Below are 25,647 nucleotides of genomic sequence, written 5' to 3'. Positions count from 1 at the left end.
GTTTCCGAGCACCGCTGAGTACCGCATCAGCTATGAACATCATAGCATTGAATAATCTCAGCACTCTGCCATGCCCGCCAGCGGGCGACAAGGCTGCAACAGCGATCACCTGGCGGCAGCGGCCATCGATGCCGCCGGCTGCTATGCAAATCTTTGCACAGACCCGTGCCTGGCCGCTGTCATCGCTCCGGCTGCCTCCTGCGTTGTGCACTGTGCGTACAGCGCCCGCCAGACTGTTGCTTTCAACGCAAATTTAGATGCTGGGGCGCTGCAACGCTAGCGCTGGCTCACGCCGAGCGCTATAACAATTGCTTGTTACTTTGCTTTGTTGGTTGATAGCACTATGACGAATTTGGTCGCTCCATCCCGCAGTCGTTGCCCACAACAGATGTTGGCGCAAACCATGCAGGAATGGGGAGGAGCGGAGGACCTCTGGGTATTTGCCTACGGCTCGCTGATCTGGCGCCCGGAGTTCGAATTTCTGGAATGCCGCCACGCGCGGGTCTTTGGCTGGCACCGCGCGCTCAAGATGTGGAGCCACATCAACCGGGGCACGCCCGAGTGCCCCGGCCTGGTGTTTGGCATGTTCTCGGGTGGCAGTTGCCGAGGCATGGCCTTTCGCATCGCCCGCCAGCATGTGCCCGAGATGATGCCTCGCCTGTGGCAGCGCGAAATGGCCACCGACTCCTACGATCCCAAGTGGCTCGATTGCCAGACCGAAGACGGCCCCGTCAAGGCGCTGGCCTTTACGCTGTCCAAATCCAGCCCGCGCTGCACGGGCACCTTGAGCGAAGAAGACTACCGCCGCATCTTTGCCCAGTCCTGCGGCATCTATGGCACCACCTTGGATTACGCCGAGTCCACCTACACCGCCCTCAAAAGCCGGGGTATCCAGGACCGGGCGCTGGAGCGCCTGCTGCGCCTGTCGGCCTCACGTGCCCATGCAGGCCAGGAAGCGCGTAGCCTGCTGGGCCAGCCAAGCCGCAGCAGGGCCAGCTCTGCCGCATAAACCCCATTGCAAAGGCCCAACCAGCGCGCCAGGCGCGCTGGTCTGAGGGCTGGTCTCCCAAAACTGCGGCACAAAAACAAACACCCCGCCTTTCTACAGCCAGATGGCCCGAAAGCGAGGTGCATGTTGAGAGGGGATGGACGGTCTTTGGGCCATCCCGGGCGGGAATGTGCAGCTTCCGCGCCCTATTCGCAAGTAACGGCTCCATGGAGGAGCCGTCTACTGGGGTGGGTTGCCGGTTTCAGTATCGGCAAGCAGGAAAAAAAGAGCTACTGGCGCCAGTGCTTAGCGCTTGCGATCACGTTCGTCTTCTGGCCAGATGCTGAAAACATTTGCGGTGGTCATGTGAACAATCTCCTAAAGATGCCTGTTCAACGCCGGGGCTGACGAGGCGGTTGACAGCAGGCCCCAGAAATTTGCATGTTTACACTTGGTTTACCTAGATATATTTGACCCATGAAAAACAACACTGGAAAATGTATCAAAAGCTTGAATCAAGCTACATTTTTCGCATGTTATTGATATATATCATTGGCTTAAATCGTAAACGTAGAAAGTAACTTAAATTAACAGCAACGCCATTTGATGTTCAATAAATATTGCATTTCGTCGTAACATCGACAAATTTCAGGTCATTTCGATTTCAAATAGAAAATTATCTAGCCATTTAGACGTAAATACGGACGAAAAATCGGCTACCTAGCCACCCTGACCGCTGCTTACAGAACCCGCCAAACGCAGGTGTTCAACGCACAATCACCTGCTTTTGCGGGTTCCAACCATGGTTCAGCGGGCCATGGCCCTGGCCGGTATGCACATCGGCGCCCGATTCAATGGCGCCCAGAATGTACTGCCGTGCCAGGCTGACGGCGGCCGGCAGCGGCTGCCCCAGGGCCAGCTGACAGGCAATGGCCGATGACAGGGTGCAGCCCGTGCCATGGCCGTTATGGGTGTGGATGCGGGTGGAAGCCAGGCGCAGGCGCGCGCCGTCGGCAGTGGCCAGCAGGTCCACCACCTCATTGCCGGGCAGATGGCCGCCCTTGATCAGCACGGCCTTGGCGCCCAGGGCCAGCAAATCCTGCGCGGCCTGCTCGAGCTGGTCGGCATGCACCAGGCTGCGGCCCAGCAGCAAACCCGCTTCGTCCAGGTTCGGGGTGATGAGCGCAGCGCGCGGAAACAGCTCGCGCACCAGCTCAGCCACGGTGGCCTCGGCAATCAGCCGGTCACCGCTGGTGGCGACCATCACCGGGTCCAGCACCACATGGGGCAAGGCATAGCGGTCAATCGCCGAGGCCACCACGGCGACAATCTCGGGCGCATGCAGCATGCCGATCTTGACGGCATCGCAGCCGATGTCCTCCAACACCGCATCGAGCTGCTCTTGCAGAAATACCGGTGGCACGCCATGGATGGAGCGCACCCCTTGCGTGTTTTGCGCGGTCAGCGCCGTGATCGCGGTCATGCCAAAGCAGCCCAGCGCCGACATGGTCTTCAGATCGGCCTGGATACCGGCCCCCCCGCCGCTGTCGGAGCCGGCAATCGACAGCACCCGGGCATAGCGCGGCAAGGAGACGGGAGAAGAGGGGTTCAGTAAGGCCATGGCTGCAGTCCAAAAACAATGCCGGGCAACACTGGCCCGGCCTGGGCAAAATTATCCACGATTGTGAAGACGGCTTGACGCAGCCCCATGCCCCCGGCGCAGCGCTGTGCTTTAATGCAGCCTGAGACGAAACAGGGGTGTCCCTGCAGCAGTTTGGCTGCAGCGCGACTGAGATCAGACCCTGGAGCGCGCCACCGTGGCAGCGCTCCGCAACCCGATCCAGGTCATGCTGGCGTGGGGAGTTTTCGGCAGCTGCGCGCACTGTTTTGTCTATTGCCAACTACAAAACATGCCCTCTCAGCCCTTCATTTCTCCCCAATCCCGTATCACCATTCTGGGCGCTGGCCTGCTGGGCCGGCTGATGGCGCTGGAGCTGTCGGGCCGGGGCTTCTCCATCGATCTGTATGACCGGGGCGGGCCGGATGCCGAGCATGCCGCAGCACGTGTGGCCGCCGCCATGCTCGCGCCGCTGGCCGAATCGGCCGTGACCGAGCATGGCGTGGTGCGCATGGGCCAGTATGGGCTGCAGCGCTGGCCCGCGTTGCTTGCGCAGCTGGAGGCGCCGGTGTTTTTGCAGCAGGCCGGCACCATGGTGGTCTGGCACCGCCAGGATGCGGCGGAAGCCCAGCGCTTCCATGGCATCTTGCAGCGCACGCAGGCGGCCATCCCCGAGCTGCCGCCTTTGCAAACGCTGAGTGGCCCCCAGATCGCCGAGCTGGAGCCAGCGCTGGCCGGACATTTTCAAGCCGCCTACTACCTGCCAGGCGAAGGCCAGCTGGACAACCGCCAGCTGCTGGCTGCGCTGGTGCCTGCACTGCAGGCGCGGGGCGTGCGCCTGCACTGGCAGCAAGCGCGTGAGCTGAATGACTTTGCGCCCGGCACGCAGGGCCAGCCCGATCTGCTGATCGACACACGTGGCCTGGGTGCCAAACCGCAGTGGAGCCAGCTGCGCGGCGTACGTGGCGAAGTGCTGCGCGTACATGCGCCCGAGGTGCAGCTGCGCTGCCCCACCCGCCTGATGCACCCGCGCTACCCGATCTATATCGCGCCCAAGCAGGACCACCACTTTGTCATTGGCGCCACCGAGATCGAGTCCGACGACATGTCCCCGGCCAGCGTGCGCTCGGCGATGGAGCTGCTGAGCGCCGCCTATACCGTGCACAGCGGCTTTGCCGAGGCGCGCATCCTGGAGATCAACGCCCAGTGCCGCCCGACTTTGCCCGATAATCTGCCAGCCATCCGCCAGGTGCGGCCCCGGGTGCTGGAGGTCAATGGCCTCTACCGCCACGGCTTCATGATCTCGCCCGCCGTGCTGGACTGCGCGGTCGAGTTGCTGCTGACGGGCGAGGCCCCCCTGGCAGCACGCTTTGGCATGGATGTGCGCCTGCTCGCGACGGCCTGATGGCCCGCAGCCCTATGATGAGCCTTGAATGATGACGATACAGATCCTCTTGAACAACCAGGCCACAGCTTTGCCCGAAGGCGCGACCATTGCGGTGGCGCTGGCCCAGCTGCAGCCGCGCCCGCCTTTTGCCGTGGCCGTCAACACCGAATTTGTACCCAAGGGACAGTACGACAGCCGCCAGCTGCAGGCAGGCGACAAGCTCGAAGTCATCTCGCCTGTCACCGGCGGCTGAGCTCGCGCGCCATCTGCCCGGGCTACCTCGCCAGCGCCCCTGACCCGTATTTACCCAAGGCCTTTGCCATGAACGCCACCCCCTCCTCCGACAACGCCCTGGTGCTCTATGGCCAGCGTTTTCAAAGCCGCTTGCTGCTGGGCACCTCGCGCTATCCATCGCCCGCCGTGCTGGAAGCAGCCGTCGCCCGCGCCCAGCCGGCCATGGTCACCGCATCGCTGCGCCGCCAGGGCAGCAATGCCGCCGAGACCGGCAGCGATTTCTGGGCGCTGCTCAAGCGCCTGAATGTGCCGGTGCTGCCCAACACCGCCGGATGCATGCGCCTGCAAGAGGCCATCACCACCGCGCAAATGGCGCGCGAGGTGTTCGAGACGCCCTGGATCAAGCTGGAGCTGATTGGCGACGACTACACCTTGCAGCCCGATACCTTGAATCTGGTGGAGGCCGCCTCCATCCTGATCAAGGACGGTTTTCAGGTGCTGCCCTACTGCACCGAGGACCTGGTGCTCTGCCAGCGCCTGGTCGATGTGGGCTGCCAGGCCGTCATGCCCTGGGCTGCCCCCATTGGCACGGGCCGTGGCCCCGTCAACCCGTACGCGATGCAGACCTTGCGCGAGCGCCTGGATGTGCCGCTGATCTGTGACGCGGGCCTGGGCCTGCCCAGCCATGCCTGCCAGGTGATGGAATGGGGCTTTGATGGCGTGCTGCTCAACACGGCCGTCGCGCTGTCGCAAGACCCGGTTGCCATGGCCGGCGCCTTTGCCGATGCCACCGCCGCCGGCCACGCCGCCTTCCGCGCCGGCGCGATGCAGGCGCAGGACATGGCCCAACCCAGCACCCCGGTGCTGGGCACGCCGTTCTGGCACCAGAGCAACTAAAAGGCCATGCCCATGCAGCCCACCACCACGGCCACCACCCCAGCCCAGATCGCAGAGGCCATCACAGCGGCCCACCAGGCCGCCTTTGCCAGCTTTCCGCAGCAACCCACGCCTGCGCTGCCCGCAGGCCGCCAGCACGATGCCGTCTATGCCGGCGCCTTGGCCGCTTGCAGCGCACTGGGCTTTATCGCTATCGATGCTGAATGTCTGGCCAGCGCCTGGAGCGCGCAGACTGCCCGCACCGGCCAGTTCGATCCCCAAGCCTGGCCCACGCAAGCCGCCGATTTTGGCCTGCTGACCAGCGGCGGGCCCGAGGCCTTTGCACCCTGCCCCCAGCGGCTGGGCCTCTATGCCGTGCTGCCAACGGCCGAATGGGTGGGCCGTCTGGCGCGCGCAGGCGTGCCGACGGTGCAGCTGCGCTTCAAATCCGACGATGCCCAGGCCATTGCTGCAGAGATCGCCGCTGCCGTGGCCGCCGTTGACGGAACCGGCGCCCTGCTCTTTATCAACGACCACTGGCGCCAGGCGATTGCAGCGGGCAGCTATGGCGTGCACCTGGGCCAGGAAGACCTGGATGCGCTCGGCGCAGCAGAGCTGGCCGAGCTGCGCGCCAGCGGCGTGCGCCTGGGTGTCAGCACCCATGGCTATGCCGAGATGGTGCGTGCCAGCCAGGCGCAGCCCAGCTATATCGCGATGGGGGCGGTCTTTCCGACCACCTTGAAGAAAATGGCCACCGTCCCGCAAGGCTTGGCGCGCCTGGAGCGCTATGCCGCCTTGACGCGCAGCTACCCCCAGGTCGCCATTGGCGGCATCTCGGCAGCGGAGTTTGCGCAGGTGCGCGAGAGCGGTGTTGGATCGATTGCCGTGGTGCGCGCCATCGTCAACGCGGACAAGCCCGAGGCCGCAGCCGCCGACTTGATGGCGCTGATGGGCTAAGCGCGGCCCGCGCTACACCACATACAGCAGCACGGCATCACGCCGCTGGGCCGCTGCCTGCCAAAAGCCGCGCAACGCGGCCTGCCGGCGCACCCACAGCCGCAGGGCTTCCAGATCGGGCGCGCTGCCATCCTGCGCCTTTTGCCAGGCATGCATGCGCTGCACCAGCTGGGCCGCGCTGATGGCGGCCAGCCTTTGCGCACTGTCCGTCACCAGGTCGGCCGGCCAGGCCCAGCACTGCTGGGCCAAGGTGCCCTCCACCGCCACACCGGGCTCGATCTCGGGCAGGCGCTGCATGTCCTGCTGCCACAGGCTGCCCTGGTCCATCATGGCGAGCGGCCCGCCTTGCGCAGCACTGCGCTGCAGGTAGTCATCCATCGCCGAAGGCTCGACCAGCAAGCCCCGCAGGCCATGGCGCGGCAGCGCATAAAAAAGTCCTTGCACGCTCATACCGCCTCCCTGATCGCTGTTTTTAACTGCTGCAGATGCAAGGCGTTATCCGGGTCACAGATCTGCACCAGCAGCAGCGCTTTTTTCAGGTAGCTGCGGCGGGCATCGGTCTGCCCATGCACCGCCAGAAATGCGGCAAACACCTCATAGGCCCGCGCTGCTGCCAGCGAGTAACCCCGGCAACTGCGCTGCTGTATGCGCAAGGCCTGCTGCACCAGGGGCTTGACCCGCGCGGGCTGGTGGCGGATGGCAAACGCGGCGTAGCCGGCCAGCATGACAGACACCGCCTCCGGATCGGGCATGCGCTGGCCTTGCTGGTCCAGCCGGTCAAAGCTGTCCAGGTACAGCGCCAGCCGCTGCCAGCATTGCAGCGCCTGCGCCGTCTCGCCCAGCGCTGCATGGCTGGCGGCCATGCGCTGCAACAGCGCGCACAGTGCCAGGGCCTGGGCTGCGGCGTTGCCCCCGCTGCGCACATCGACCAGGGCCTGCGCTTGCGCATAGTGCTGCACAGCACGCTGGTGGTCGGCCTCCGCCTGGTATCCATCGCCCAGGCGTTCCAGCGCCTGGCGCCGCAGCGTGGCGGGCACAGCAGCCCCCTCGCGCGCGGCCAGCGCCAGCAAGGCCTGGCCATGCCCACGTTGGCGCGCCGTATCGCCCAGATGCTGGGCCATCTCCATCGCATGCAGGTGGTGCTGCGCCAGATCGGTCAGATCGCCGCTCTGGGCGGCCTGCAAGGCAATGGTCTGCTCACACAGTGCCAATGCCTGGGCCCAGTCCTGCGCTTGCATCAGCAGCGGGTACTGCCCTGGCTGCAGTGCAGGGGTGGCAGCGGCGCCCGGCGCCATCTTGGGCGAGCGCAGGCGCTGCAAGCAGGCTTGCGCCTGCTGCACCGGTTGCGCCAGCTCGGCAAAAGCCACGCCCAGATGCACACCCATCTGCAGCTTTTTGCGAGCGGCATCGAGGTGTTCGGTTTGGTAGAAGGTCATCCCCTGCAGCAGATAGGCCATTGCCAAATGGGGATCGCTTTGCGGTTTGCGGCTGCGCTGGGCCAGGTACCTGACCAAGGTGTCCGCCTCGGCATGCGCGGTCTGCACATCCCGGTGTGCCAGCGCATCGCCAATATGCTTTTGCGCCATCTGGATGGCCAGCGACTTTTTGTCGGCCTGCAGATCCACTACGGGCTGCGACCTGGCGTCCGGCAAGACGGCTGCGGCTCCCAAGGCCTGGGCCACAGGGGCAAGCGCCGGCGCTGCGGCAGCCTGCGCGCTGGCTGCTGGCTGCGATGCCTGCGCATCGAGCTGGGACTGCGCAAAGGCGGACAGGCGCGAATCCATGTCTTCTTCGACCCGAAAGTAGTCGAACAGCCAAAAGCCGTCCCGCAGCAGCCAAAAGACCACCGGCCCGAGCAGGTAAGGCGCGTAGCGTGCAAGGGGGCCTCCCCATAGCCACAGCACCGCGCACAGTAGGCTTAAGCCCAGTTGCGCCACGGCGCTTGCATAGCGTCCCAGATAAAAGCGGTGAGCGCCCAGCCACCCCACCGCCAACAACAGGCCCAGAGCCCATCGCGGATTTTTTTCCCCCATCCCTCATCCCTTGTGCTTTGTTTGGTCTGCACTTTGCCGCCCAGGCATGCACCGCATTAGCGCTGCACAAGGCGGCATATATCGCGGGAAGTATAGCAACCGCTACCGGCTGCGCCAGGGCTGCCAGCGGACGTTTGCAGCGCCTGTCGCTGGGGCGCCGGAAGGTCTGGGAGAGGATTTCGAGGCCTAAAAATCAGGCCTGCGCGAGGGCGTTACAGAGGCCAGCCGCTGCGCCGCTGCCGCGCAATACCCGTTGGCAGCGGCCGGCAACGACCAGCTGCCGCCGGCATTGCCGTATCAAATATTTACCAAAACGGGGGCGCCGGTTTGGCGCTCGGGCTTGGTGCGGGCCGCTTGCATGACTTCATGCGCTGGCAGATGCTTCATGCGGTGGTCGCTCCAGACCTGGCGCCAGCGGCGTGCACCAGGCATGCCCTGGCGCAGGCCCAGCATATGGCGGGCAATGGCGTACCAGTGCGTGCCATGCTCGGCAGCTTCACGCTCCATATAGCGCACCATCGCCTCTTCAACCGATTCGCGGCTGATGCCGCTGTTGAGCTCGGCGCCATAAAACTGGGCATCCCAGGTCGCGAGCCACCAGGGGTTGTGGTAGGCCTCGCGCCCCACCATCACCCCATCGACCTGTTCGAGCTGTGCCAGCACGGTGGCGTCATCGGCAATGCCACCATTGATCGCGATGGTCAGCTGCGGAAAGTCTTTTTTCAGCTGGGCCACGACGTCGTAGCGCAGCGGCGGAATCTCGCGGTTCTCCTTGGGCGACAAGCCCTTGAGCCAGGCATTGCGGGCATGCACGACAAACACCTCGCAACCCGCATCGGCCACCGTGCCGATGAAGTCACGCACAAAGCCATAGCTCTCGTTTTTGTCGATGCCAATGCGGTGCTTCACTGTCACGGGGATATCCACCACATCGCGCATGGCCTTGACGCCATCGGCCACCAATTCCTTCTCATTCATCAGACAGGCGCCAAAGGCACCGCGCTGCACACGCTCACTGGGGCAGCCGCAGTTGAGGTTGACCTCGTCATAGCCCCAGTCCTGCGCCAGCTTGGCGCATTGGGCCAGGTCCGCAGGCTCACTGCCGCCCAGTTGCAAGGCCACCGGGTGCTCCTCTGCAGAAAAGCGCAAGTGCCGCGCCACATCCCCATGGATCAGCGCACCGGTCGTCACCATCTCGGTGTAGAGCAAGGTCTGGCGCGTGAGCAGACGGTGAAAATAGCGGCAATGGCGGTCGGTCCAGTCCATCATCGGCGCGACAGACATGCGACCTGGCCAATGAAGAGGCGTTTTCCCTATGGAAATTAACGATTTTTCAACTGTCTGATTCGATGCCATTTGATCTAATTTCATGCCATTTTTAGCACTTTGGTGCTACATTCAGTGCAACAATTTTTCAATGTTGCACCGAGACTATGGGAACCATAATCCGCCGTGAGCGCAAAGACGGAAGCGTGGGCTACACCGCCCAAGTCCGCGTCAAAAAGGGTGGCAAGGTCGTTCACGCTGAAACCCAGACCTTTGACCGCGAAGCAGCCGCCAAAACCTGGATCAAGAAGCGCGAGACAGAGCTTGCGGAACCTGGCGCCCTTGATAAACCTGAAGACCCAATCCTATCTGTCGTCATCCAGAAGTACCTGGGGGATAAGCTCAAGCCACACGGGAAGACCAAGGATCAGGTTCTGCGCACAATTGCCAACTCTTGGCTTGGTGAGACACATTGCTCTCAGATCGACAGTGCGACGGTCATCAAGTACCTAGAAGGCCTTACCAGTCAGCCCCAAACCCGAGGCAACTACCTTTCCCACCTTTCCGCGATTTTCACTGTGGCCCGTCCTGCTTGGGGCTACCCCCTAGACAAGCAAGCTTGTGAAGACGCACGCGTGGTGGCTGAAAAGCTTGGACTCATTTCCAGGTCAAAGCAGCGCACACGCCGCCCAACTCTTGAGGAGTTGAACAAGCTCATGACCTACTACTCGGTCTATGAGCGAAAGCGGGAGGATTCTATCCCGATGACCTACATCATACTGTTCAGCCTATTCTCCACGCGCCGACAGGAGGAAACCTGCCGCATCTTGGGAGAGGATGTGGATGCGGAAAACTCTGAGGTCATCGTTCGCGACATGAAAAACCCGGGTGAAAAGATAGGCAACGATGTCACCACCCTCCTCCCGCCGGAAGCTCTCAAGCTCATTCAGAATCGCAAGGTGGCAAAGGGTCGCATCTGGCCCTACAACGCTGAGTCTGTCAGCACGAGCTTTACTCGAGCATGCAAGCTACTCGGAATTGAAGATCTACATTTCCATGACCTTCGACATGAAGGGATCAGCCGGTTGTTTGAGATGGGCTGGAACATTCCTCATGTTGCGCAAGTTTCAGGGCATCGCTCTTGGCAGAGCTTGCAGCGCTACACCCAGTTCAAGAAGGTCGGAGACAGATACGAAAATTGGGAATGGAAGACCAAGCTTCTGGCTGGGTAGAGTTTTAGCCTGGTCGAACATGAGGGTGCGGCCCTCGCTTGACCTCCTTGTATCTCGCGGAGAGCCAGTGCGACATCTCCCCCAAGATCTCATGCATCTCTCGGAGATTGGTGCCGCACATCCAAGTTTGCGGCCAGCGCTGAAGCTCCCCCTCGTCAAACTCGAAACCTCGTAACAGGAGAGTCCCCGATTGGCGTTGCCGCCATACCTCGACACGCTCCAGCCCATGAATGATGAGCCGCATAGGCTCATTGCGATCTACCAGCCAAGTTTGGAAGCTGCCATCTGTCATTGCGGTACTGAGCAGCATTCCTGTGGACTTAGCCCTCCTGGCCAGGATTTCAGCCGGCAGGTAGACACCATTGAAGCACAGCCGAAGAACATAGGCATCACACCCAACCCGGCGCTTGCCCTCCAAATCTAGCTCAGTGCCAGGTGTCGCCATACCCAGGTATAGCCCCGGCAAATCTTGACCCGCAAATTTCCTGACTGCTTCCATTGCTCGCTCCATTTACTGTATAAATATACAGTCTTTTGGAGGTGTCTATGGATCAATCAAGATACTGGCGCTGGCACATCAAGAACGGCCAGGAGTGGCCGCAGACCACCGAGCACGAGCGATGGGATGGCATCAAGCCAGACTTCCCAGAGGCTATGCCCGTCTTGGGCACTATGATCTTGCACAGCACGCCACTGTCTTCTGATGCGGTGGCCCTTTATGAAAGCTTGGAGCCAGATGTCCCTTTCTGAACGCCGCGGTGTAGTCATTGGTCTTTGGCGGGCCTGGCGCCAGAACATGCGCGACCTTAGCGACGGCTGGTTCCCGTATTACGACACGGGCAAGCAGATCCATCTGTTCTCTGAGTACCTGCAGGCCAGCCACCCTCACCTACTCGACATGCCAGGGCAGGCATATCAAACGATCCACCAGTGGATTGCGGAGGATGTCGAGGGTTAGGCGGGCCCAGCCGCAAACACCTCGACCGGTGCCAACGTCAGCAGCGCCTTGGCGTCCTTGATTGATCCTTCAAGCCACTGGTCCACATCAGCCAGCTCGATAGGTATCACGCTGCGCTTGTCTTGCTTGTCGGGAGTGAGCTTCGGGTCTGGCTTGTGCATGCGGCTCATCAGCGGATGCTCGTCGGCATTGAGAGTGAGCATGGTGTAGCTCTCGATCAGTTCGCCGGTTGCCGGATCCTTCCAAGTATTCCACAGTCCTGCCAAGCCCCAAGGGTCGCCGTCGGCCCGGGCAAACCTCCACCACACATTTTTCCCGCTCTCCCAGTTCGGCTCATCAAAGGTGGTCGCCGGGATGATGCAGCGCTGGCCGCGCTTCCACGGGTCTTTGAAGCTGGCCTTATCCGCGACCTCCTCAGCCCGGGCGTTGTTGGTGCTGTACTTGATGTCGGGCGCCTTGCTGAACCAAGGGATCAGGCCCCATCTCCCCACTGCCAGCTCCTTGCTGTAGCCCGGGTCGTCCACGGCGCGCCGGATGAATCCGCCACGAGAGCGCGGAAACACATCGCGGGCGCCCAAACCAAGCTGTCGGGGGTTCAGCCGCCAGTACTGCTGTACGTAGCCTTCGTCTGGGGAATGGTAGCGGTTGCACATCGGCGCCTCCTGACGACAAAGTACAGACTCTTGCGCCAAGTCGGTGTCATCCCAAGCCTAATCTAGAACGGGAAAAGTCCCTTAAGGCTCTAGAAGGCACACATTTACCCTACAAAGAATCTCGCCTATTGACATTTAGAAACATTTCATCAACATTGTCTATAGACAACTGCAAGAAACATGAGTGGAAATCTGTCGAAGATATGAAGATATGGAAGCGAACGTAGAACAAATGTCAGATTTGTGTTCAATCAGCCTCGTGTCATTGTTGATCAATGGACATTCCCTATCGGATGCAAACATAATTTAGCAAACTTTTTTAAATGCTTTGGAGAGATCATGCGGAACATCCTACGGATTTTGGGTGCTGTGCTCACAGCAACATTGCTATGGGGAGGTTGTCAGCAAGCCTTTGCTCAAAAGGTCCTGCTGCTGACGACCAATGAGGTTGCGAGCGACGCTGTGCAAGCCAACAACAATCTGGAAGGGGAGTTCGTTAATGTTGTTGGTGCTGCAAACATGACGCGTATGACCGTCCTCACCAGTCCCAATGCGATCTCTCAAGCGACATTCACATCCGCTCCAGGTCCATACGACATTGTGGTTGTTGCAAGCACCTACCGGCCCATCGATGACACCAACTGGACGATCCTGCAAAGCGCAATAGCGAACCGTTGGGCCAACTCCATCGTCTTTTTTGTGGATGGCTGCTGTGAGGCGACTAACGGTGCTAATGCCGCCAAGATGGTAAGCGCATTAAACGCAGGGGCAGCGACCTCATTCTCATTGGGCAGCAGCTTATCCGGATTCGCCAGATTTCCGTTGAACACTAACTCTCCCTATGCACCAACTTTTGCCGCGCTTAATCCTTTCGCTGGAGGAGACATCACTTACATCAACAACGTTCCCGCAAACAATGCACTTTATTTAGCTGCAGGAACACCTACGGCTAGCTTTCCTCCCGCTGGGTCGACGCCGACCAACAACGTGTATGGCCTTTTGATTCCTACTGTTCAGTCGAACTCAGGCAATGGTGCATGCGTATTCGCGGTAGTCGATGTTTCGCCGTTCATTAACGCGGCGCCCGGCTACACCCCATGGACCGAAAACCAAGGCAAAGTAGGCCCAGCCTTCATCAATGCCGCCACCTCAGAAAATGGCGCATGCGGCCTGCCCAAGGTCAGTAAGAGCTTTGACAAGACCGATGTCTACCTGGGCGGCAGCGACAACCGCACGCTGCTGACCATTACCTTGTCCAACGGCACACCCACCCCCATCACCAACGTCAACTTGACCGACAACCTGCCCGCTCCTCTGGTAGTGGCTGCAGGTGCGGTGAGCAACACCTGCACCGCGAGCAACCTCAGTGCCGCGGTCGGCTCCAATACCATCAGCGACAACGCCTTTACAATCCCTTCCGGCGGTTGCACCATCACCGTGCCCGTGCAATGGCCCAACACCGATGTCGGCCGCCAGGCCTGTATCAGCACCCCATCGGTGACCAACACCATCACGCCGGGTACCGACTTTGTCTCGCCCACCGGCCAGGTCAATACGCCAGCGACCGCAACACTCGCCTGCCATGCTGCGCAGCTTGCCATCTCCAAGCAGGTGGTCTGGCCGGCCAACATCACGCCCGTGGATCTGACGGGCAGCAGCTTCCCCGTCTCGGTGGTCTGCACCGGCAGCGACGGCGTGGTCGCGCCAGCGATCAATACCTCGATCACGCTGGACACGGCCACCACCGGCAGCGTCTCCGTCACGCCGGTGATCGCCAGCGGCAGCTGTGTGGTGACCGAGGGCACGCGCCCCGCACCGCCCGCCAACCATCTCTGGGTGGAAGACCCTGCGCCCAGCGTCTCCGTCACGATGGCAGCGCCCCCAGCGGTCAATAGCGCGCAGCTGGTCAACACCTTGGCACGCGCCAACACCGATATCACGATCAGCAAGACCGTGGCCGGCGGCCCGGCAGCGGGCATCAGCGGCAGCTTCAGCTTTAGCGCCAACTGCGGTGCAGACGGCAGCTTTACTACGGCAGTGAGCTTGAGCGGCAGCAACGCAGGGGCCATCGCCATCACCAACGTGCCCCAGGGCGCCAGCTGCACGGTGAGCGAAGCGCCCACCATGCCCGAGGCGCCGGCAGGCTACACCTGGAGCACCAGCCTGCCCGCGCCAGTGACGCTCGTCACCGCAGCCAATGGCAACACAGCCTCCTTCGTCAACACCTTGATACGCACGACGCCTGTGACTCCAACACCAGTGCCGGGACTTGGCGGTATGGGAGCGATGCTACTCACTGGTCTAGTTGCTGGTATGGCAGGTCTCATACGCCGACGGAAAACTAGCTGATTTGGGAGCCCTCTTCGGAGGGCTTTTTCATGGTCATCTGTCACATCCTCTCTGAAATTTTGTTGCACAAACAACTAAAAACATGGGTTTGTAAGAGTTCGTCAGTTCTGATTTGTATGATCTTATTCATGAATTGGATGACCAACGAAACACACGATCAAGAAAGCGCATTGCTGAAGGAAATTTTGCCCCCCAGACTTTGGAGGGCCCTTGCAAGAAACGGGCTTAAGACTATGGAAGAGGTACGACGGCTCTACCCGGAAGAACTGCTGCAAATGACCGATATAGGCCCCCGAGCATTCAGAAAGATAGAAGCCCTTCTCTTCCCTGGTCAGTATTACGTGCCTCACTTCCGGGATGATCTGAAGAACGATGCCCTGGATGGAAAATCAAAGTACCGCCCTGCTCTATGGCGCGCGCTCATGGAACTGCAGAGGGAAGATAAGGAGTCGGCACAAGCTGTGTCCAGGAGCTAGGATGACTCCGCGTTCAAATTTATGATGTGTGCACCATGCAAGAAGACACAACCCCGCCGCAACCCGAAACACCCCTGGGCGACGTACTTCAACCCCGAGTGAAGCGAATTCTCGAAAGGAATGGGATTCATACGGTGGAAGCGCTGCGCAGCGCCTATCCGCATCAACTGGTGAAGATGTGGGGACTGGGCATGTTCCGCTTCCGAACGATTGAGAAAGCGTTTTTCCCAGGCAAATCATTTACGCCGGCGCGGGTCTATGCACCAGTGCGGCACATCCGCGGCTCATCTCTTAACGGCGCCCTCGACCCGGCCACAGTTAAGGTTTTGTTCGATGCTGGAATCACTACTCCTGAGGAGCTGAAGGCGGTGGAGGCAGCTGAGCTTCTCAAGATCAAAGGCCTCGGTGTGAACAGGCTTCGCGAGATCGAGAGAGCCTTCTTTCCGGGTCAACACTACGAACTGCCCCGCGGCAAGAGGCAAGCGGCATTGGACGACGCTGCCTAACTTATAAATGGGGGGCCCCGTATTCCTCCACTTAGAATTGCCCCACAAACGAAAACCCTCCCCCACTGCCGTAGTGGCGACGTGAGAGTTTTTTCTGTGTTGTCTAGACAACGTTTAACGTTTCCATTTCTCTCCCAACGCGCACCAATCGCTACTTTTAAGTGATGAGGGTGAAGCTGATCATGAAACGCATTCTCAAAAAATTAGGATATACCTATAAGCTTAGCAAAGCTGCTTGAAAGTTTGCAATGGTTGTGTTTTCCCTGACTAGTCAGCTGAAGATTTAAGAGATGATTGGCAAACATCAAACCTAACGAGGGGATCCATGGCCAAATTTCACAGAGCTCTTGCGTTACTTCCGCTGCTGCTGTCTGCTGGAGCTTATTCGCAAACCACTACGCTCTACGCCCAAAATTTCAACAGCCCAGCCACAACATCCTGCACAGCTTGGGGTGGATCTGGGTCTGACAGTAGCTTATCCAGCGATTACAACGGATCAGGGCAGATTGGATCGGCAACGTTCACACAGGTTGGAACTGCTGATCGCGTTTGCTGGAACACTGCCCTAAACACAGATCCAGAAGGTACAGCGACGCCTTATTCTGGCGGATTCGCTCGCAATGGCGCAACTGTTGAATCGTGGGCAATTGCCTTTGACCCTCAGGGAAAGCCATTCATCAACGGCCAGCTCGACCTTGCACATGTGACACCGGGCAATCTCAACGGTATCGCAGTGCCTACAAACTATCCAGGTACTGCGACCAGTGTTCAGATGGGCCTGCGATTTTTTCGCATTCCATCTGGCAGCACTTTCAATCTTATTGCAGGCACAGCTACTCCCGTAGCATCTCCAGCAAACCCAGCTAATGTAGTGATCGCTGGTGTTACTCAAACTCCACTTCCCGAGTCGGGAATAGTAGATGTGACCAAAAATGCAAGCTATTCGCGCTATGCAGCGGATTGGTCAACACATCAGTTTTCAGTTGACACAAGTAACTTTGGTCCTGGAGATCGGCTTGCGATAGTAGGAACTGTGATTGAAAACCTGACCTATATTGTGTTCGATAATCTGGTTATCACATCAGATGATGTTCCAGCAAATCCCCCAAGCATCACAAAGAGTTTTGGAGCACCTCAAGTCAATCTAGGTCAATCCACAACATTAGCAATCAATGTGACTGGAAATGGTATTAGTCCTGTAAATGGATTAGCTATTACCGATAATTTGCCGACGCCAATCGTTATGGGTGCGGGGGGAGTTATCTCAAATACTTGTGGTGGTACGTTGGTCGCCAGTGTGGGCAGCAATCAAATTCAACTAACAGACGGAATTCTTCCTGCTACGGGATGTGAGCTTCAATTGGAGGTACAGTGGCCCTCCACTGCTGCTGCTCAGTGCTCAGGGTCGCCTGTGACGAACACTATTGTAGATGGCACTGACTTCACGGTCGGCAGCACTACTACGGCCGGCATTAATGCAGAAGCCACGCTGGCCTGCCCTGCTCCTCCTGTTCCTCCCCAAGTGTCTGTGAGCTGCACGCCAAACATTCTTATAGATGCGCCAGGCCAAATCTCATCCTGCGCAATTACGGTTAATGTATCTCAATCAGCGGATTTGATTGTAAATCTGCAGCCGCCAGTCGGAAATCCCCGCTATACGAGCACATGTCAAAATGCTATTGTTATACCCGCAGGTAGCACAAATGCCAGTTGTATGATCGAAGCTGTAGCCAACTCAGTGGCGGGTGATGGCAATGTGACTGCAACTCTGTCAATTTTGGACTCTGCCTCGTATATCGTTGGTGTCAGAAGCGATAGCGTTGAGATTCGAAATGATGACGAAGTAATGCCTCCTGGTGCCCCAACACCAGTGCCCACATTGGGACTGCTAAGCTTACTTTCCTTGTCCCCTATAATGTTAGTGGCAGGGTTAGTTGGGTTCTCTAGACGCCGCAAGCAATAAGTCCAACCGCCTCCGGGCGGTTTTTTAACGCCCGCGGCAGGATTGGAAGCTATCGTCACCACTCAGTCGGCGCTCGATGTTCACCTGGTCGCACAGCGCGGCGACTTCGGCAGCCTGCCCGTATACCGGCCATGCCAAAAGAAAACCCATACCTCGTTATCAAGGCATGGGTTGAAGAGAACTTAAACCTTTAGCCTGTCAGCTTGGCTGCTTCACGACTTCGGCTACGGCCTGATTCAGCAGGCGCATGGTGCTTTCGATCTCCTTGTTGATGGCCTTGACCTGGTCTTTCTTGTCCGGCAAGTCGCTGGCCTGCACTTTGCGGCGTAGCTTTGTCAGGTCAGACACTCGCTTGTCCGCCAGCTTCTCTACGCCGGCGGCCTTTGCCAGGGGCACATCCTTCAGCACCGCATCCACGTTTTCGCCGCGCTCAACCCGGGCCTTAGCCTCGGCCAGCGCGACGTTGATACGTTTGGCGTTGTCGTAGTAGGTGCCGCTCTGGCCGTTCATGCCGGTGGTGTTGCCATAGACCCGGCCCGCCAGGAACCACTGGTGCGGTGCCAGCTCCTCCCCGGTGGCTGCGGCCGTGGCCGTGGCGCCCAGCTTATTGGCTTCCCGCAACACGCCGCCAAAAGCCTGCTCGACCAGGTACTGGATAGCTTCTGGCGTGGGGCTGATCGCGCCCTGCTCCCATTCGCTGCCGCCCGTGGCGGCATTGATCCCCCTGGCTGCCCAGCGATATGGGAGCGCCGTAGCGTCCTTAACCCGGGCGTGGCCTGGCGTGGGATGGTTGATGTCCCGCACTTCCTTGAAGATGCTTTTGCCCATCCAGTCCTTATTGGTGGCCAGCGCAATAGCAGGATCCGCCCAGGTCGGGGTGAACATCTGCATCATGTTGTCCGATCCGCCAAATGGGTTGTAGGCGTTCAGGGCAATGGCTGCCATGTCGCCCACATACTTTGCCCGGCTGATGGTGGGATCGTTGTGGAAAGCGGCATCGACCATCTTGCGGCCCAGGTTGGGCAGCACATGGAAGCCCAGCGGCATGGGGATCGTCACGTATTGGGTGCGCGACAGCGGGATGATGATGTTGCGCTCCTTGACGAATTCGGGAATCTTCTTCCATTCATCGTCAGCACCATCCCCGCCTCCCATCATGAGCTGGCCCATCAGCGCCATCATCACGCCCAGGCCTACCCCGCCAAGCGCAATCTTGCGGCCGGCCGGGCCCGTCATGGTCTGCAGCAGCCGGGCATTGCCCTGGATCGCCGCATTCAGAAACGCATAGTGGCTGCCCAGCACACTGGTGACGCGCCCCTTGCGGTTGAAGTTCACCGTGATGTTCTTGGCCAGGCTCGCGGCCTCCTGCCTGCTCAGGCCGTTATCCAGCGCTACCTTGTAGGTTGCCAGGCGGGTGGTCATCTCCAGCGACTCATTGAAATCGGACAGCACACCCAAGGCGAAACTGGCACCCTTGGCTGCGGCACCTGGGGTGCCTTTGTGCAGCTCCTTTTGCAGAGCCTTCAACCGGTCCGCCGGATCACTGTACAGCTCGCGGAAGCCGGTGGTACCGCCGTCCAGCTGGAACTGCTCCATAAGCTGGGCCCATGGCCCGGCGCCAACGCCCTCTTCCCTGCGCTCGCGCCGCAGCTCGGCCCAGATCTTGCCGGTGTTCTTGGCGATGTTGGCCAACACGTCCTTCTGCTTGCCGGCCAGCTTGGTGTCGGACAGCTGCAGACTGGCCCCCTGGAGGTCGCGCACGATGTTGAAGACGGAAAACACGGGGTTGTACTGCGTGTTCACGGCCGCCATCCAGCGCGTGGCGTGCCCCATGGTGCGGCTGAGCCAGTCCAGCTCGGTCGCATCCATGTTTTTCACGGCCAGCGCCAAGCGGGCGGCGCGCTCATTGCGCTCGTTAAACACCAGGTACTTGTCTTTGCCGCCAACACGGAAGGTTATGACGTTGTCCTTGAGGCGCGCGGCCGGATCCGCCACCGTGCGCACCAGGCCGGTATCTTGGTCGAGCACCTTCTTCTTTGGCAGATCCAGGCCCCACAGACTTGCATCTGGGTTCTGGGCCGCCAGCAGGTACAGGCGCTTGACCACGTTGTTTTTCTCCCCCCGCGTCAGCGCAGCCTCGCGCTGCATCACGATGTGAGACAGGATATTGGTCACTTTCTCATTCGAGCCGGTGCGCTTTTTGGCCGCATCACCCTTGGTGCTGAAGCCCTCGCCAATAGGATGGGCCTTGCTGTCTGGGTTCGCCTCATCCCGGTGCAGGGGCACATAGTGCTGGTAGGCGTTGCGCCAGGCGTTGAGCGTCGCCTTGTCCATCAGGCCATAGTCATCTAGGGTGCGCAGCGTGCCCTCATTCATCTTGTCGATGCGCGCGCCCAGGTCCTCGATGGCCTTCTTGGCGTCGCCGGTGTAGCTGGCCAGGATCTTGGCCGCCTCCTGATCGCTCATGCCTGACAACGATAGGCGTTGGTCTTCCGTGCCGTTGAAGGCCTGTGCACCATCCCAATCAGCTTTTTCGATCAGCGCCAGACCCAGTGCCTTCTGGATAGCGACTGTGGCCAGACCCTGCGCCTGCGCGCGCTGCAGCTGGTTGCGCAGATCGGTCACCGTTTGGTCCGCTGTCGCGCGCTTGGCTACCAACTCCTGCTGGCTCGGGTTGCGCTCTGCCATCGCTTTATTGGCTTCGGCAGCATGCCGGGCATGCAGGTAGCGCTCAAGCTCCTCGATGCCCACGCCGGCGTCGTTCATGGCCTTCATGAGCGGCCGCACCTCGTCGCGCAGGAAATTCGCCGCGCGCTTTGCAACACGCTTGTGGTACAGCTCTTCACCCCGGTAGGCATCGTTGGTTTCGGACACCGTGCCATTCAAGGCCTTGATCTGCTCCTGAATGCGCTTAAGATCGATGAACTTGTCTTGCCAGCGGTAGAGCCAGGTATCCACCTTCGACGGATCCAGCAAGCTGCGAGCCTTGGCCTGCAGCTGGGCAAGCTTGCCGTTGCCGCCCTGCGGTGCACCTGCAGGCGCTGGTGCCCGGCTGAATGCCGGCGCCGCACCCGCCTTCACCTGGCCAGAGGCCTCGGCCTCGCCGCGCACCACGAAATCACGCGCCGGCAGGATGAAGGAATGGATGATGTCCGCATCGGTGAGCTGCATTTTGGCCAGGGCCGGCACGTTCTTGCGCAGCCACTGGCGGACGGCGGCAATCGCGCGCTTCACGTAGCCCAGCTCAGGATGCGTTTCGGCCATTTCAGCCAGCACCTCCTCGGCGGCCATAGAGCGCTGCGCCTGGTCGGTCATGTCCAAGCCGTACTCTGCCGCCTTCTTTTTCACCTGCGCCGCGCGCTGGCTGGCCAGCTGCTGCAGGATCGGGTCGAGCTGTGCACCAAATACGTGCTTCAGCCCGTGGTGGCCCAGGGTTTCATGGAACAACACGCGCACCACGTCCATGGGGGTGTGCAGCTGGCTTGCCACCAGGTAGACCTTGCCCTTGTAGTAGAAGCCCTCCGGCACCCCTTCTGCGCCATCGCTACGCATGGCAGCGTCGTAGTCCCGCACGGCCTTGGGCACCTTGGCGTCTTGCATGTCGCTGGTGACAATCACCTCGGGCGCATTGGCCCAGCCTTTGACAAACCCGTCAACCACCCGCTGCACGCGCGATGTGTCCTGCGCACTGGCGGCATTTTCGCCACGGCTCAACACCGGCCCATCTGTGGAATCTGCTTTACGAGCCTCAGCATTTTCCCCTTCGGTTACTATCCGGCCTGTTCCCGGCTGGTTTTGTAGGGCTGTACTGGGCAATCGGAGCCCAGAGGCCTTTAAGGCAGCCGGGGACTTCTGATTTCCGGATTCGTCACTTTGGTGGCTGGTCGTGTGCGCCGGTTCGACAGCGGCGGGTGGGTTCGCCTTGCGGTAGCCTCCCAGCTGCTTTTCCGTTAGAATCTTCTTCGTTCCCGGTCTATTTTGGAATTCTTTCCTGGGCAATTGCAGCCCAGCACGATCCAAGACAGCCGGGAATTCTTTTTGGTCGACGTACAGCGCAAGCCCATCGCGCGCCCAGCGGCCAAAAGGCGTTGTCCCGCCCTCTGCGTCATACGCATTCACTGTCAGGTGAGCATTCAACGAACCGCTCACCTGCGCATCAGGCTCCACCACGATCAGCACTGGCGAACCAGCCACTAGCTCGGGAGCAACAAAGACCAGCCGCCCCGTCACAGTCGCCGACTTGAAAACGGCTGCTGGTGTCTCCAGCCACTGCGGCACCATCTTCCAGTCCGCAGCCTGCATATTGGGGTGCTTGCTCTGGCCCGCGATAACCTTGCTCTCCTGCAAGATCACCGGCTTATTCGAGTGCCCCAACAGGCCCAGCATGTCGGAAGAATCCAGCAGCTTGACACCAACGCGGTTGGCCTTTCCGTTAGAGAACAGCGCATCAATGCGCGCCTCATAGGACTGCTGTGTGTTCGCGCTGCGGCTGAACATCGGCGCCTGGCCCTGCGCCGCAAGGGTGTCGGCAGCGCGATCGCTCCCCGTCAGCGCGAAGCGATCGCGCTCCGCATCAGCTTGAGCCCGGTTGCTGTCTTCAGCCTCTGCCTTGACTTTAGCTGTTGCAGCCTGCTCCTCTGCGTCATGGCGGGCTTTAAGTTCTTTTGCCGAATGGCTGGATAGCTCCAGTTCGGGCGCTACGGTGCCACTGCCGTCTTTGCCAGGTCCTTCAGCGCCTTGCCGATCTGGCTGTCCGCCGGGATCTTGGGCATCTTGCCCTTCGCTGCGTCGGCCAGCTTCAGCAACGCTTGGCCCTGCTCCACCTGGTTCTTGTCCTGGTGCTGGTTGCCCTGCTTCATCAGCACGGCTGCCAGCAGGGTCGGTGCCAGTGGCGACTCGCTCGCTTTGCGGGGTTGGGGACTGGTCTTGTCGTGCTGGGGTTGGTTCATTTTGGGGTTGCGCGGGCGCCGCGCTCAAAGCGTTGAGAATATCGGCAGGGCCGACCTGTTCACCAAACATATCACCGCCCACACTTGTGGCCAAGGCGGCAGCCATGTATTCGCGCAGCGATTCTGTCAGACGTTCCCGACCGGTTGCGCGGGTGAGATAGTGGCCGGTGTACAGCACGCGCAGCATGCCAACAGTGAGAGGGTCCAGGACATCGCCCGTCACCATGTCAACCTGATTGATCGCGTCATGGAGCGAGCCACGCTCGCGCCGCGCCTTCTGGACCACACGGATAGCCTGCAGCAGATTGGCGGTCACGTCCACTTCGGGATTGATGGCCCCGGCCTCGACCGAGCTGCGCAGGTTGGCCCATTCGCCGGCCACGTCCTTGAGCGCTTCGCCGATGGCACGAATGTCGTTATCGGTGGAGCCAAACAGGGATTCAACCAGGTCACCATCGCCGTAGGCCTTATGCACCAGGCCGGCCTGTAGCCGGGTCACGCCGGCGGGCGAGAGCGCACCATTGGCGTCCATCATCCCGGCTACATCCTGGCCAGCTGCCTGCAGCTTGCCGATAAATGCGCGGGCAAAGTCTCGATTGGCCGCGCTGTCGAGCGCGCCAGTGGCGAACGCATCCACCACCGAGTTATCCATCAGCGCGGCATCGGTGGCCGCCTGCTCAGACGCGGATAGGCCGAGAGCCTGGCTTTGGCTCTTGGCGCCCATGTTCGTGCGGTTGTCCCCTTCGCTGTACACCCGCACCAGCATGGGGGCCTTCATCCCCTCGATGACCGCCGGATCAATGCCGTGCATGTCGCTGTCGGCCATCAGCTCGCGCTTGTAGCCCTCGGCCGTGCCCCGCTCATACGCCGCGCGTAGGCCCGCAGTGCGGCCGTTGTTCAGAGCCTTGACGGTGCCAGGATGGACAGAATCAAACAGCGGGTTGACGGCGCCGTCCGCGAAATTGGACGGCTGCACATCCGCCGCCTCCATCACCGCGTACTGGAAGGGCACGCGCTGGCCGTCGCTCATCACCGCAGTGTCACCGCGCCCAGTGGCCACCGCTGCCTGCGCTTGGTCGCCCACAGCAAACACCATGGGTGCGCCAGACTCTGGCGAACGGGAGACGCCCAGGCGCATGTAATCAGGATTGGCGGCCATGCCCTGCATCTGGATAACAGAGGCCGGGCGGCTGCGATCACGGTTTTGAATCTCAGCCTTGGGCTCGCCCGCTGCGCCAGTGCCTTCCGCATCCTGACCGGCCCGGCTGATCTTGAGGGCATCCCACGATGCCTTCAGCTCGTTCCAGCGAGGGGTGCCCTTCTTGAGCGCGGATACTCGCTCGCCCTGCTCCAGCACAAACTGCGGCCAGGTGCGCGCCGTCGATTCCTTGGCGGCGGAATCGACGCCGGCAGCTGGTGCTGCTGCGGTCACACTTTCCGCTGCAGCCCGCGCTGAGCCTTGTTCTGTCCCTGGTGCTGCCGCCTCATCGACGGGCACACCAATGGCCTCGGTGTCCATTTCTTGGGCGCGATCGACAGCAACTCGCTCGGCCAGTGCCTGGCGTTCTGCGTCCTGCGCAGGATTCAGGCCCGTGGTGCTGGCTTCAAGCTCCAGTTCAGCCAGGCGCGTTTCAGCCAGCTCGGCCGACATGGTTTCAGGTGCACCATCTGGATTCCGCGCTCGCACGACATCCTCGAGCACGCCAGCGGGCGCAGTCTGCGCTTGGCTATCAGGTTTGCCTGCCACCTGCCCTTCAGCCTGGGGCTGTGCAGGTGCTGGGCTGCCTGGCTCAGTGCGGGCCGGCGTTGGCGCGGCCACATTCCCACCGGTATCTGCAGGTGGTGCTGGTGATGCACCTGGTGCAGGGGCAGCATTGTCCACCTGCTTACCGGCGGCATAGTCGGCCAAGCGGTCCTTTACACCCGACACCACACCGCGACCAGCGCCAGGAGTAGATCCGCCCAGCGCGCCCAGCACAAAGTTTGCAGCCGAGTCCTCGCCTATCTCCTTGTTCCCGGCCACACTCTTGATGCCCAGATCAGACGCAATGCCTTCGCTCAGCTCCTGCGTTCCCTCCTCCAAGCCTGAAACCGCTGCGCCCGCTGCGGCACGTCCCACGACGGACTGGCCCACTGCACGCGTGAGAAGCTTGTCAAAGCCGCCAGTCACAAGCTTGCCGGTGAATCGATCACCAACCGAAGCCACAGCACCCTGCATAAGGGCTGCCGTGTCCTCAGCCCGCGCGCTGGTGATGGCGCGCGCCTCGTCGGGGCTCGATCCTGCATCGACCATCCGCTTATAGATGGGCGAATTCTCCATCAGCTGCTCGTGGGACTGTTTCGCAATAAAGTCGCGTGCGTTGCCAACACCTTCACCGGCGGCCATTGCACCGCCCACCGCACCGGCAGCGCCGGGGCTGCGCGTAATCAGCGCAGTGGCAACCGTAGGGAACATGCTGCCGAACACGTCGGCACCCTGCATCACCAGGCCACGTACCGATGGGTCTTTGCCGAAGTCGATTTCGCCCTTGAGCAAATTGCCGGTTATCTGGGAGTTGGCCACCGCATCCTGCGTGGCTTGGCTGGTGGTTTTGTTGATGTCCTCTTGGGTGTCCTTGCCTGCTTTGGCAATGGCACCTGCAAAGGGCACTTTCACGTTCAGAGCCAAACGCTCTGCGCCGAGTTCGCGTTTGGCCTTGGCAGCGTCATCCATGGGCCCGTTGATTGCTTCGTCAGTATCAATCCCAGGAATGAACACGCCACCTGGAATAACAGTTGTCGGCTCACCCGACGCACCGCTACGTACACCTGCTCGCGCCGAAGACTGCACGGCATCTGGAATGCTTGCAACCCCGCTGATTGCTGCACCGCTGGCACGCTTGACCACATCGGTTACGCCTTCTGCAATGGTCGAGAGAAGCCCTTGCTCTTTGGGCTTCTTCACCGGCGCCTGGGCTGGCTCGGCCAATGGTGAAGATTCCCACCACTTATCCCCATCTGCTTGCTGGGTGTACGCCATTGGCGAGGATTCCCACCATTTTTCATCAGCCATGCTTCACTCCTTGTCTGCCAAGGAGGGTGGCAGGCTTGGCACCAAGCCGGCGCATAGGCAAATCAATGCAGTGATTGCTGATCCGGTCAACCAAGATCAGACGGAAATCAGCACAACCCTTCAGGCTAACAAAATGCCTCGCAAAGAACT

17 protein-coding genes and 1 pseudogene are annotated in these 25,647 nt (G+C 60.5%); 11 read left to right on the top strand and 7 right to left on the bottom strand.

From position 1 onward, the window contains the following. The first annotated feature begins 343 nt into the window (after positions 1-343). Complete coding sequence (locus WH265_RS12300) at positions 344-1,009, top strand: gamma-glutamylcyclotransferase (protein ID WP_339518063.1); 666 nt, start codon at positions 344-346, stop codon at positions 1,007-1,009. Between the two features lie 745 nt (positions 1,010-1,754). On the opposite strand, the gene thiD is transcribed toward WH265_RS12300, so the two are convergent. Next, the gene (gene thiD, locus WH265_RS12295; RefSeq protein ID WP_339558465.1) at positions 1,755-2,609 is read right to left on the bottom strand and encodes a bifunctional hydroxymethylpyrimidine kinase/phosphomethylpyrimidine kinase; all 855 of its coding nucleotides are present in this window, start codon (positions 2,607-2,609) and stop codon (positions 1,755-1,757) included. Positions 2,610-2,898: 289 nt separating this feature from the next. On the opposite strand from thiD, the gene WH265_RS12290 reads away from it, so the two are divergent. From WH265_RS12290 to WH265_RS12275, 4 genes are all read left to right on the top strand, one after another. Next, positions 2,899-4,011, top strand: a complete 1,113-nt coding sequence (locus WH265_RS12290; protein WP_339558464.1) for an FAD-dependent oxidoreductase — start codon at positions 2,899-2,901, stop codon at positions 4,009-4,011. Between the two features lie 37 nt (positions 4,012-4,048). After that, positions 4,049-4,246 (top strand): sulfur carrier protein ThiS, encoded by a 198-nt coding sequence (gene thiS / locus WH265_RS12285; RefSeq protein WP_027011261.1) that lies wholly within the window; start codon positions 4,049-4,051, stop codon positions 4,244-4,246. Between the two features lie 68 nt (positions 4,247-4,314). After that, a complete protein-coding gene (locus WH265_RS12280) occupies positions 4,315-5,124 on the top strand; it encodes a thiazole synthase (protein ID WP_339558463.1) in 810 nt (269 codons plus the stop codon). Positions 5,125-5,136: 12 nt separating this feature from the next. After that, complete coding sequence (locus WH265_RS12275; protein ID WP_339558462.1) at positions 5,137-6,060, top strand: thiamine phosphate synthase; 924 nt, start codon at positions 5,137-5,139, stop codon at positions 6,058-6,060. A gap of 12 nt (positions 6,061-6,072) precedes the next feature. On the opposite strand, the gene WH265_RS12270 is transcribed toward WH265_RS12275, so the two are convergent. From WH265_RS12270 to dusA, 4 genes and pseudogenes are all read right to left on the bottom strand, one after another. Then, the gene (locus WH265_RS12270) at positions 6,073-6,510 is read right to left on the bottom strand and encodes a hypothetical protein (RefSeq protein ID WP_021028445.1); all 438 of its coding nucleotides are present in this window, start codon (positions 6,508-6,510) and stop codon (positions 6,073-6,075) included. Beyond that, positions 6,507-7,907, bottom strand: a complete 1,401-nt coding sequence (locus WH265_RS12265; RefSeq protein ID WP_339558461.1) for a hypothetical protein — start codon at positions 7,905-7,907, stop codon at positions 6,507-6,509. Before WH265_RS12265 ends, WH265_RS12270 begins: the two co-directional genes overlap by 4 nt. 57 nt (positions 7,908-7,964) lie before the next feature. Next, a pseudogene (locus WH265_RS24240) lies at positions 7,965-8,093 on the bottom strand (NINE protein); the annotation flags it as partial. A 297-nt stretch (positions 8,094-8,390) separates the two neighbouring features. Further along, positions 8,391-9,449 (bottom strand): tRNA dihydrouridine(20/20a) synthase DusA, encoded by a 1,059-nt coding sequence (gene dusA / locus WH265_RS12260; RefSeq protein ID WP_339558460.1) that lies wholly within the window; start codon positions 9,447-9,449, stop codon positions 8,391-8,393. 116 nt (positions 9,450-9,565) lie between these two features. Between dusA and WH265_RS12255 the strand changes: the two genes are divergently transcribed. Beyond that, positions 9,566-10,591: a site-specific integrase gene (locus WH265_RS12255; RefSeq protein ID WP_339558459.1), complete on the top strand. Its 1,026-nt coding sequence runs from the start codon at positions 9,566-9,568 to the stop codon at positions 10,589-10,591. A gap of 736 nt (positions 10,592-11,327) precedes the next feature. Continuing rightward, entirely contained in the window at positions 11,328-11,549 is a 222-nt protein-coding gene (locus WH265_RS12250; RefSeq protein WP_339535190.1) for a hypothetical protein, read from the top strand. Here the strand turns inward: WH265_RS12250 and WH265_RS12245 are convergent. Further along, positions 11,546-12,202 (bottom strand): SOS response-associated peptidase, encoded by a 657-nt coding sequence (locus WH265_RS12245; RefSeq protein WP_339558458.1) that lies wholly within the window; start codon positions 12,200-12,202, stop codon positions 11,546-11,548. The two genes, WH265_RS12250 and WH265_RS12245, sit on opposite strands and share 4 nt — an antisense overlap. A gap of 999 nt (positions 12,203-13,201) precedes the next feature. Between WH265_RS12245 and WH265_RS12240 the strand changes: the two genes are divergently transcribed. From WH265_RS12240 to WH265_RS12225, 4 genes are all read left to right on the top strand, one after another. After that, positions 13,202-14,551 carry a DUF5979 domain-containing protein gene (locus WH265_RS12240; RefSeq protein ID WP_339558457.1) on the top strand — a complete coding sequence of 450 codons (1,350 nt, stop codon included), beginning with the start codon at positions 13,202-13,204 and terminating at the stop codon, positions 14,549-14,551. Positions 14,552-14,679: 128 nt separating this feature from the next. Beyond that, complete coding sequence (locus WH265_RS12235) at positions 14,680-15,027, top strand: hypothetical protein (RefSeq protein WP_339558456.1); 348 nt, start codon at positions 14,680-14,682, stop codon at positions 15,025-15,027. 35 nt (positions 15,028-15,062) lie between these two features. Further along, complete coding sequence (locus tag WH265_RS12230) at positions 15,063-15,533, top strand: helix-hairpin-helix domain-containing protein (protein WP_339558455.1); 471 nt, start codon at positions 15,063-15,065, stop codon at positions 15,531-15,533. 325 nt (positions 15,534-15,858) lie between these two features. Continuing rightward, positions 15,859-17,496 (top strand): DUF7933 domain-containing protein, encoded by a 1,638-nt coding sequence (locus tag WH265_RS12225; protein ID WP_339558454.1) that lies wholly within the window; start codon positions 15,859-15,861, stop codon positions 17,494-17,496. 198 nt (positions 17,497-17,694) lie between these two features. On the opposite strand, the gene WH265_RS12220 is transcribed toward WH265_RS12225, so the two are convergent. Beyond that, positions 17,695-25,497, bottom strand: coding sequence for an LPD38 domain-containing protein (locus WH265_RS12220; RefSeq protein ID WP_339558453.1), 7,803 nt, complete (start codon positions 25,495-25,497; stop codon positions 17,695-17,697). Positions 25,498-25,647: the final 150 nt, after the last annotated feature.

Origin of the sequence: Comamonas sp. MYb396 (assembly GCF_037479555.1) — a bacterium.
GTDB lineage: Bacteria > Pseudomonadota > Gammaproteobacteria > Burkholderiales > Burkholderiaceae_C > Comamonas.
The sequence above is the reverse complement of the archived record's forward strand: the minus strand, read 5'-3'. Positions and strand labels throughout refer to the sequence as shown.

Bases quoted from the DNA above. Each gene is read 5' to 3' on its own strand.
- WH265_RS12300 (WP_339518063.1), top strand. From the start codon at position 344: ATGACGAATTTGGTCGCTCCATCCCGCAGTCGTTGCCCACAACAGATG.
- WH265_RS12270 (WP_021028445.1), bottom strand. From the start codon at position 6,510: ATGAGCGTGCAAGGACTTTTTTATGCGCTGCCGCGCCATGGCCTGCGG.
- WH265_RS12250 (WP_339535190.1), top strand. From the start codon at position 11,328: ATGTCCCTTTCTGAACGCCGCGGTGTAGTCATTGGTCTTTGGCGGGCC.
- WH265_RS12275 (WP_339558462.1), top strand. From the start codon at position 5,137: ATGCAGCCCACCACCACGGCCACCACCCCAGCCCAGATCGCAGAGGCC.
- WH265_RS12235 (WP_339558456.1), top strand. From the start codon at position 14,680: ATGAATTGGATGACCAACGAAACACACGATCAAGAAAGCGCATTGCTG.
- WH265_RS12230 (WP_339558455.1), top strand. From the start codon at position 15,063: ATGCAAGAAGACACAACCCCGCCGCAACCCGAAACACCCCTGGGCGAC.
- WH265_RS12290 (WP_339558464.1), top strand. From the start codon at position 2,899: ATGCCCTCTCAGCCCTTCATTTCTCCCCAATCCCGTATCACCATTCTG.
- WH265_RS12220 (WP_339558453.1), bottom strand. From the start codon at position 25,497: ATGGCTGATGAAAAATGGTGGGAATCCTCGCCAATGGCGTACACCCAG.
- thiD (WP_339558465.1), bottom strand. From the start codon at position 2,609: ATGGCCTTACTGAACCCCTCTTCTCCCGTCTCCTTGCCGCGCTATGCC.
- dusA (WP_339558460.1), bottom strand. From the start codon at position 9,449: ATGGCATCGAATCAGACAGTTGAAAAATCGTTAATTTCCATAGGGAAA.
- WH265_RS12245 (WP_339558458.1), bottom strand. From the start codon at position 12,202: ATGTGCAACCGCTACCATTCCCCAGACGAAGGCTACGTACAGCAGTAC.
- WH265_RS12280 (WP_339558463.1), top strand. From the start codon at position 4,315: ATGAACGCCACCCCCTCCTCCGACAACGCCCTGGTGCTCTATGGCCAG.
- WH265_RS12225 (WP_339558454.1), top strand. From the start codon at position 15,859: ATGGCCAAATTTCACAGAGCTCTTGCGTTACTTCCGCTGCTGCTGTCT.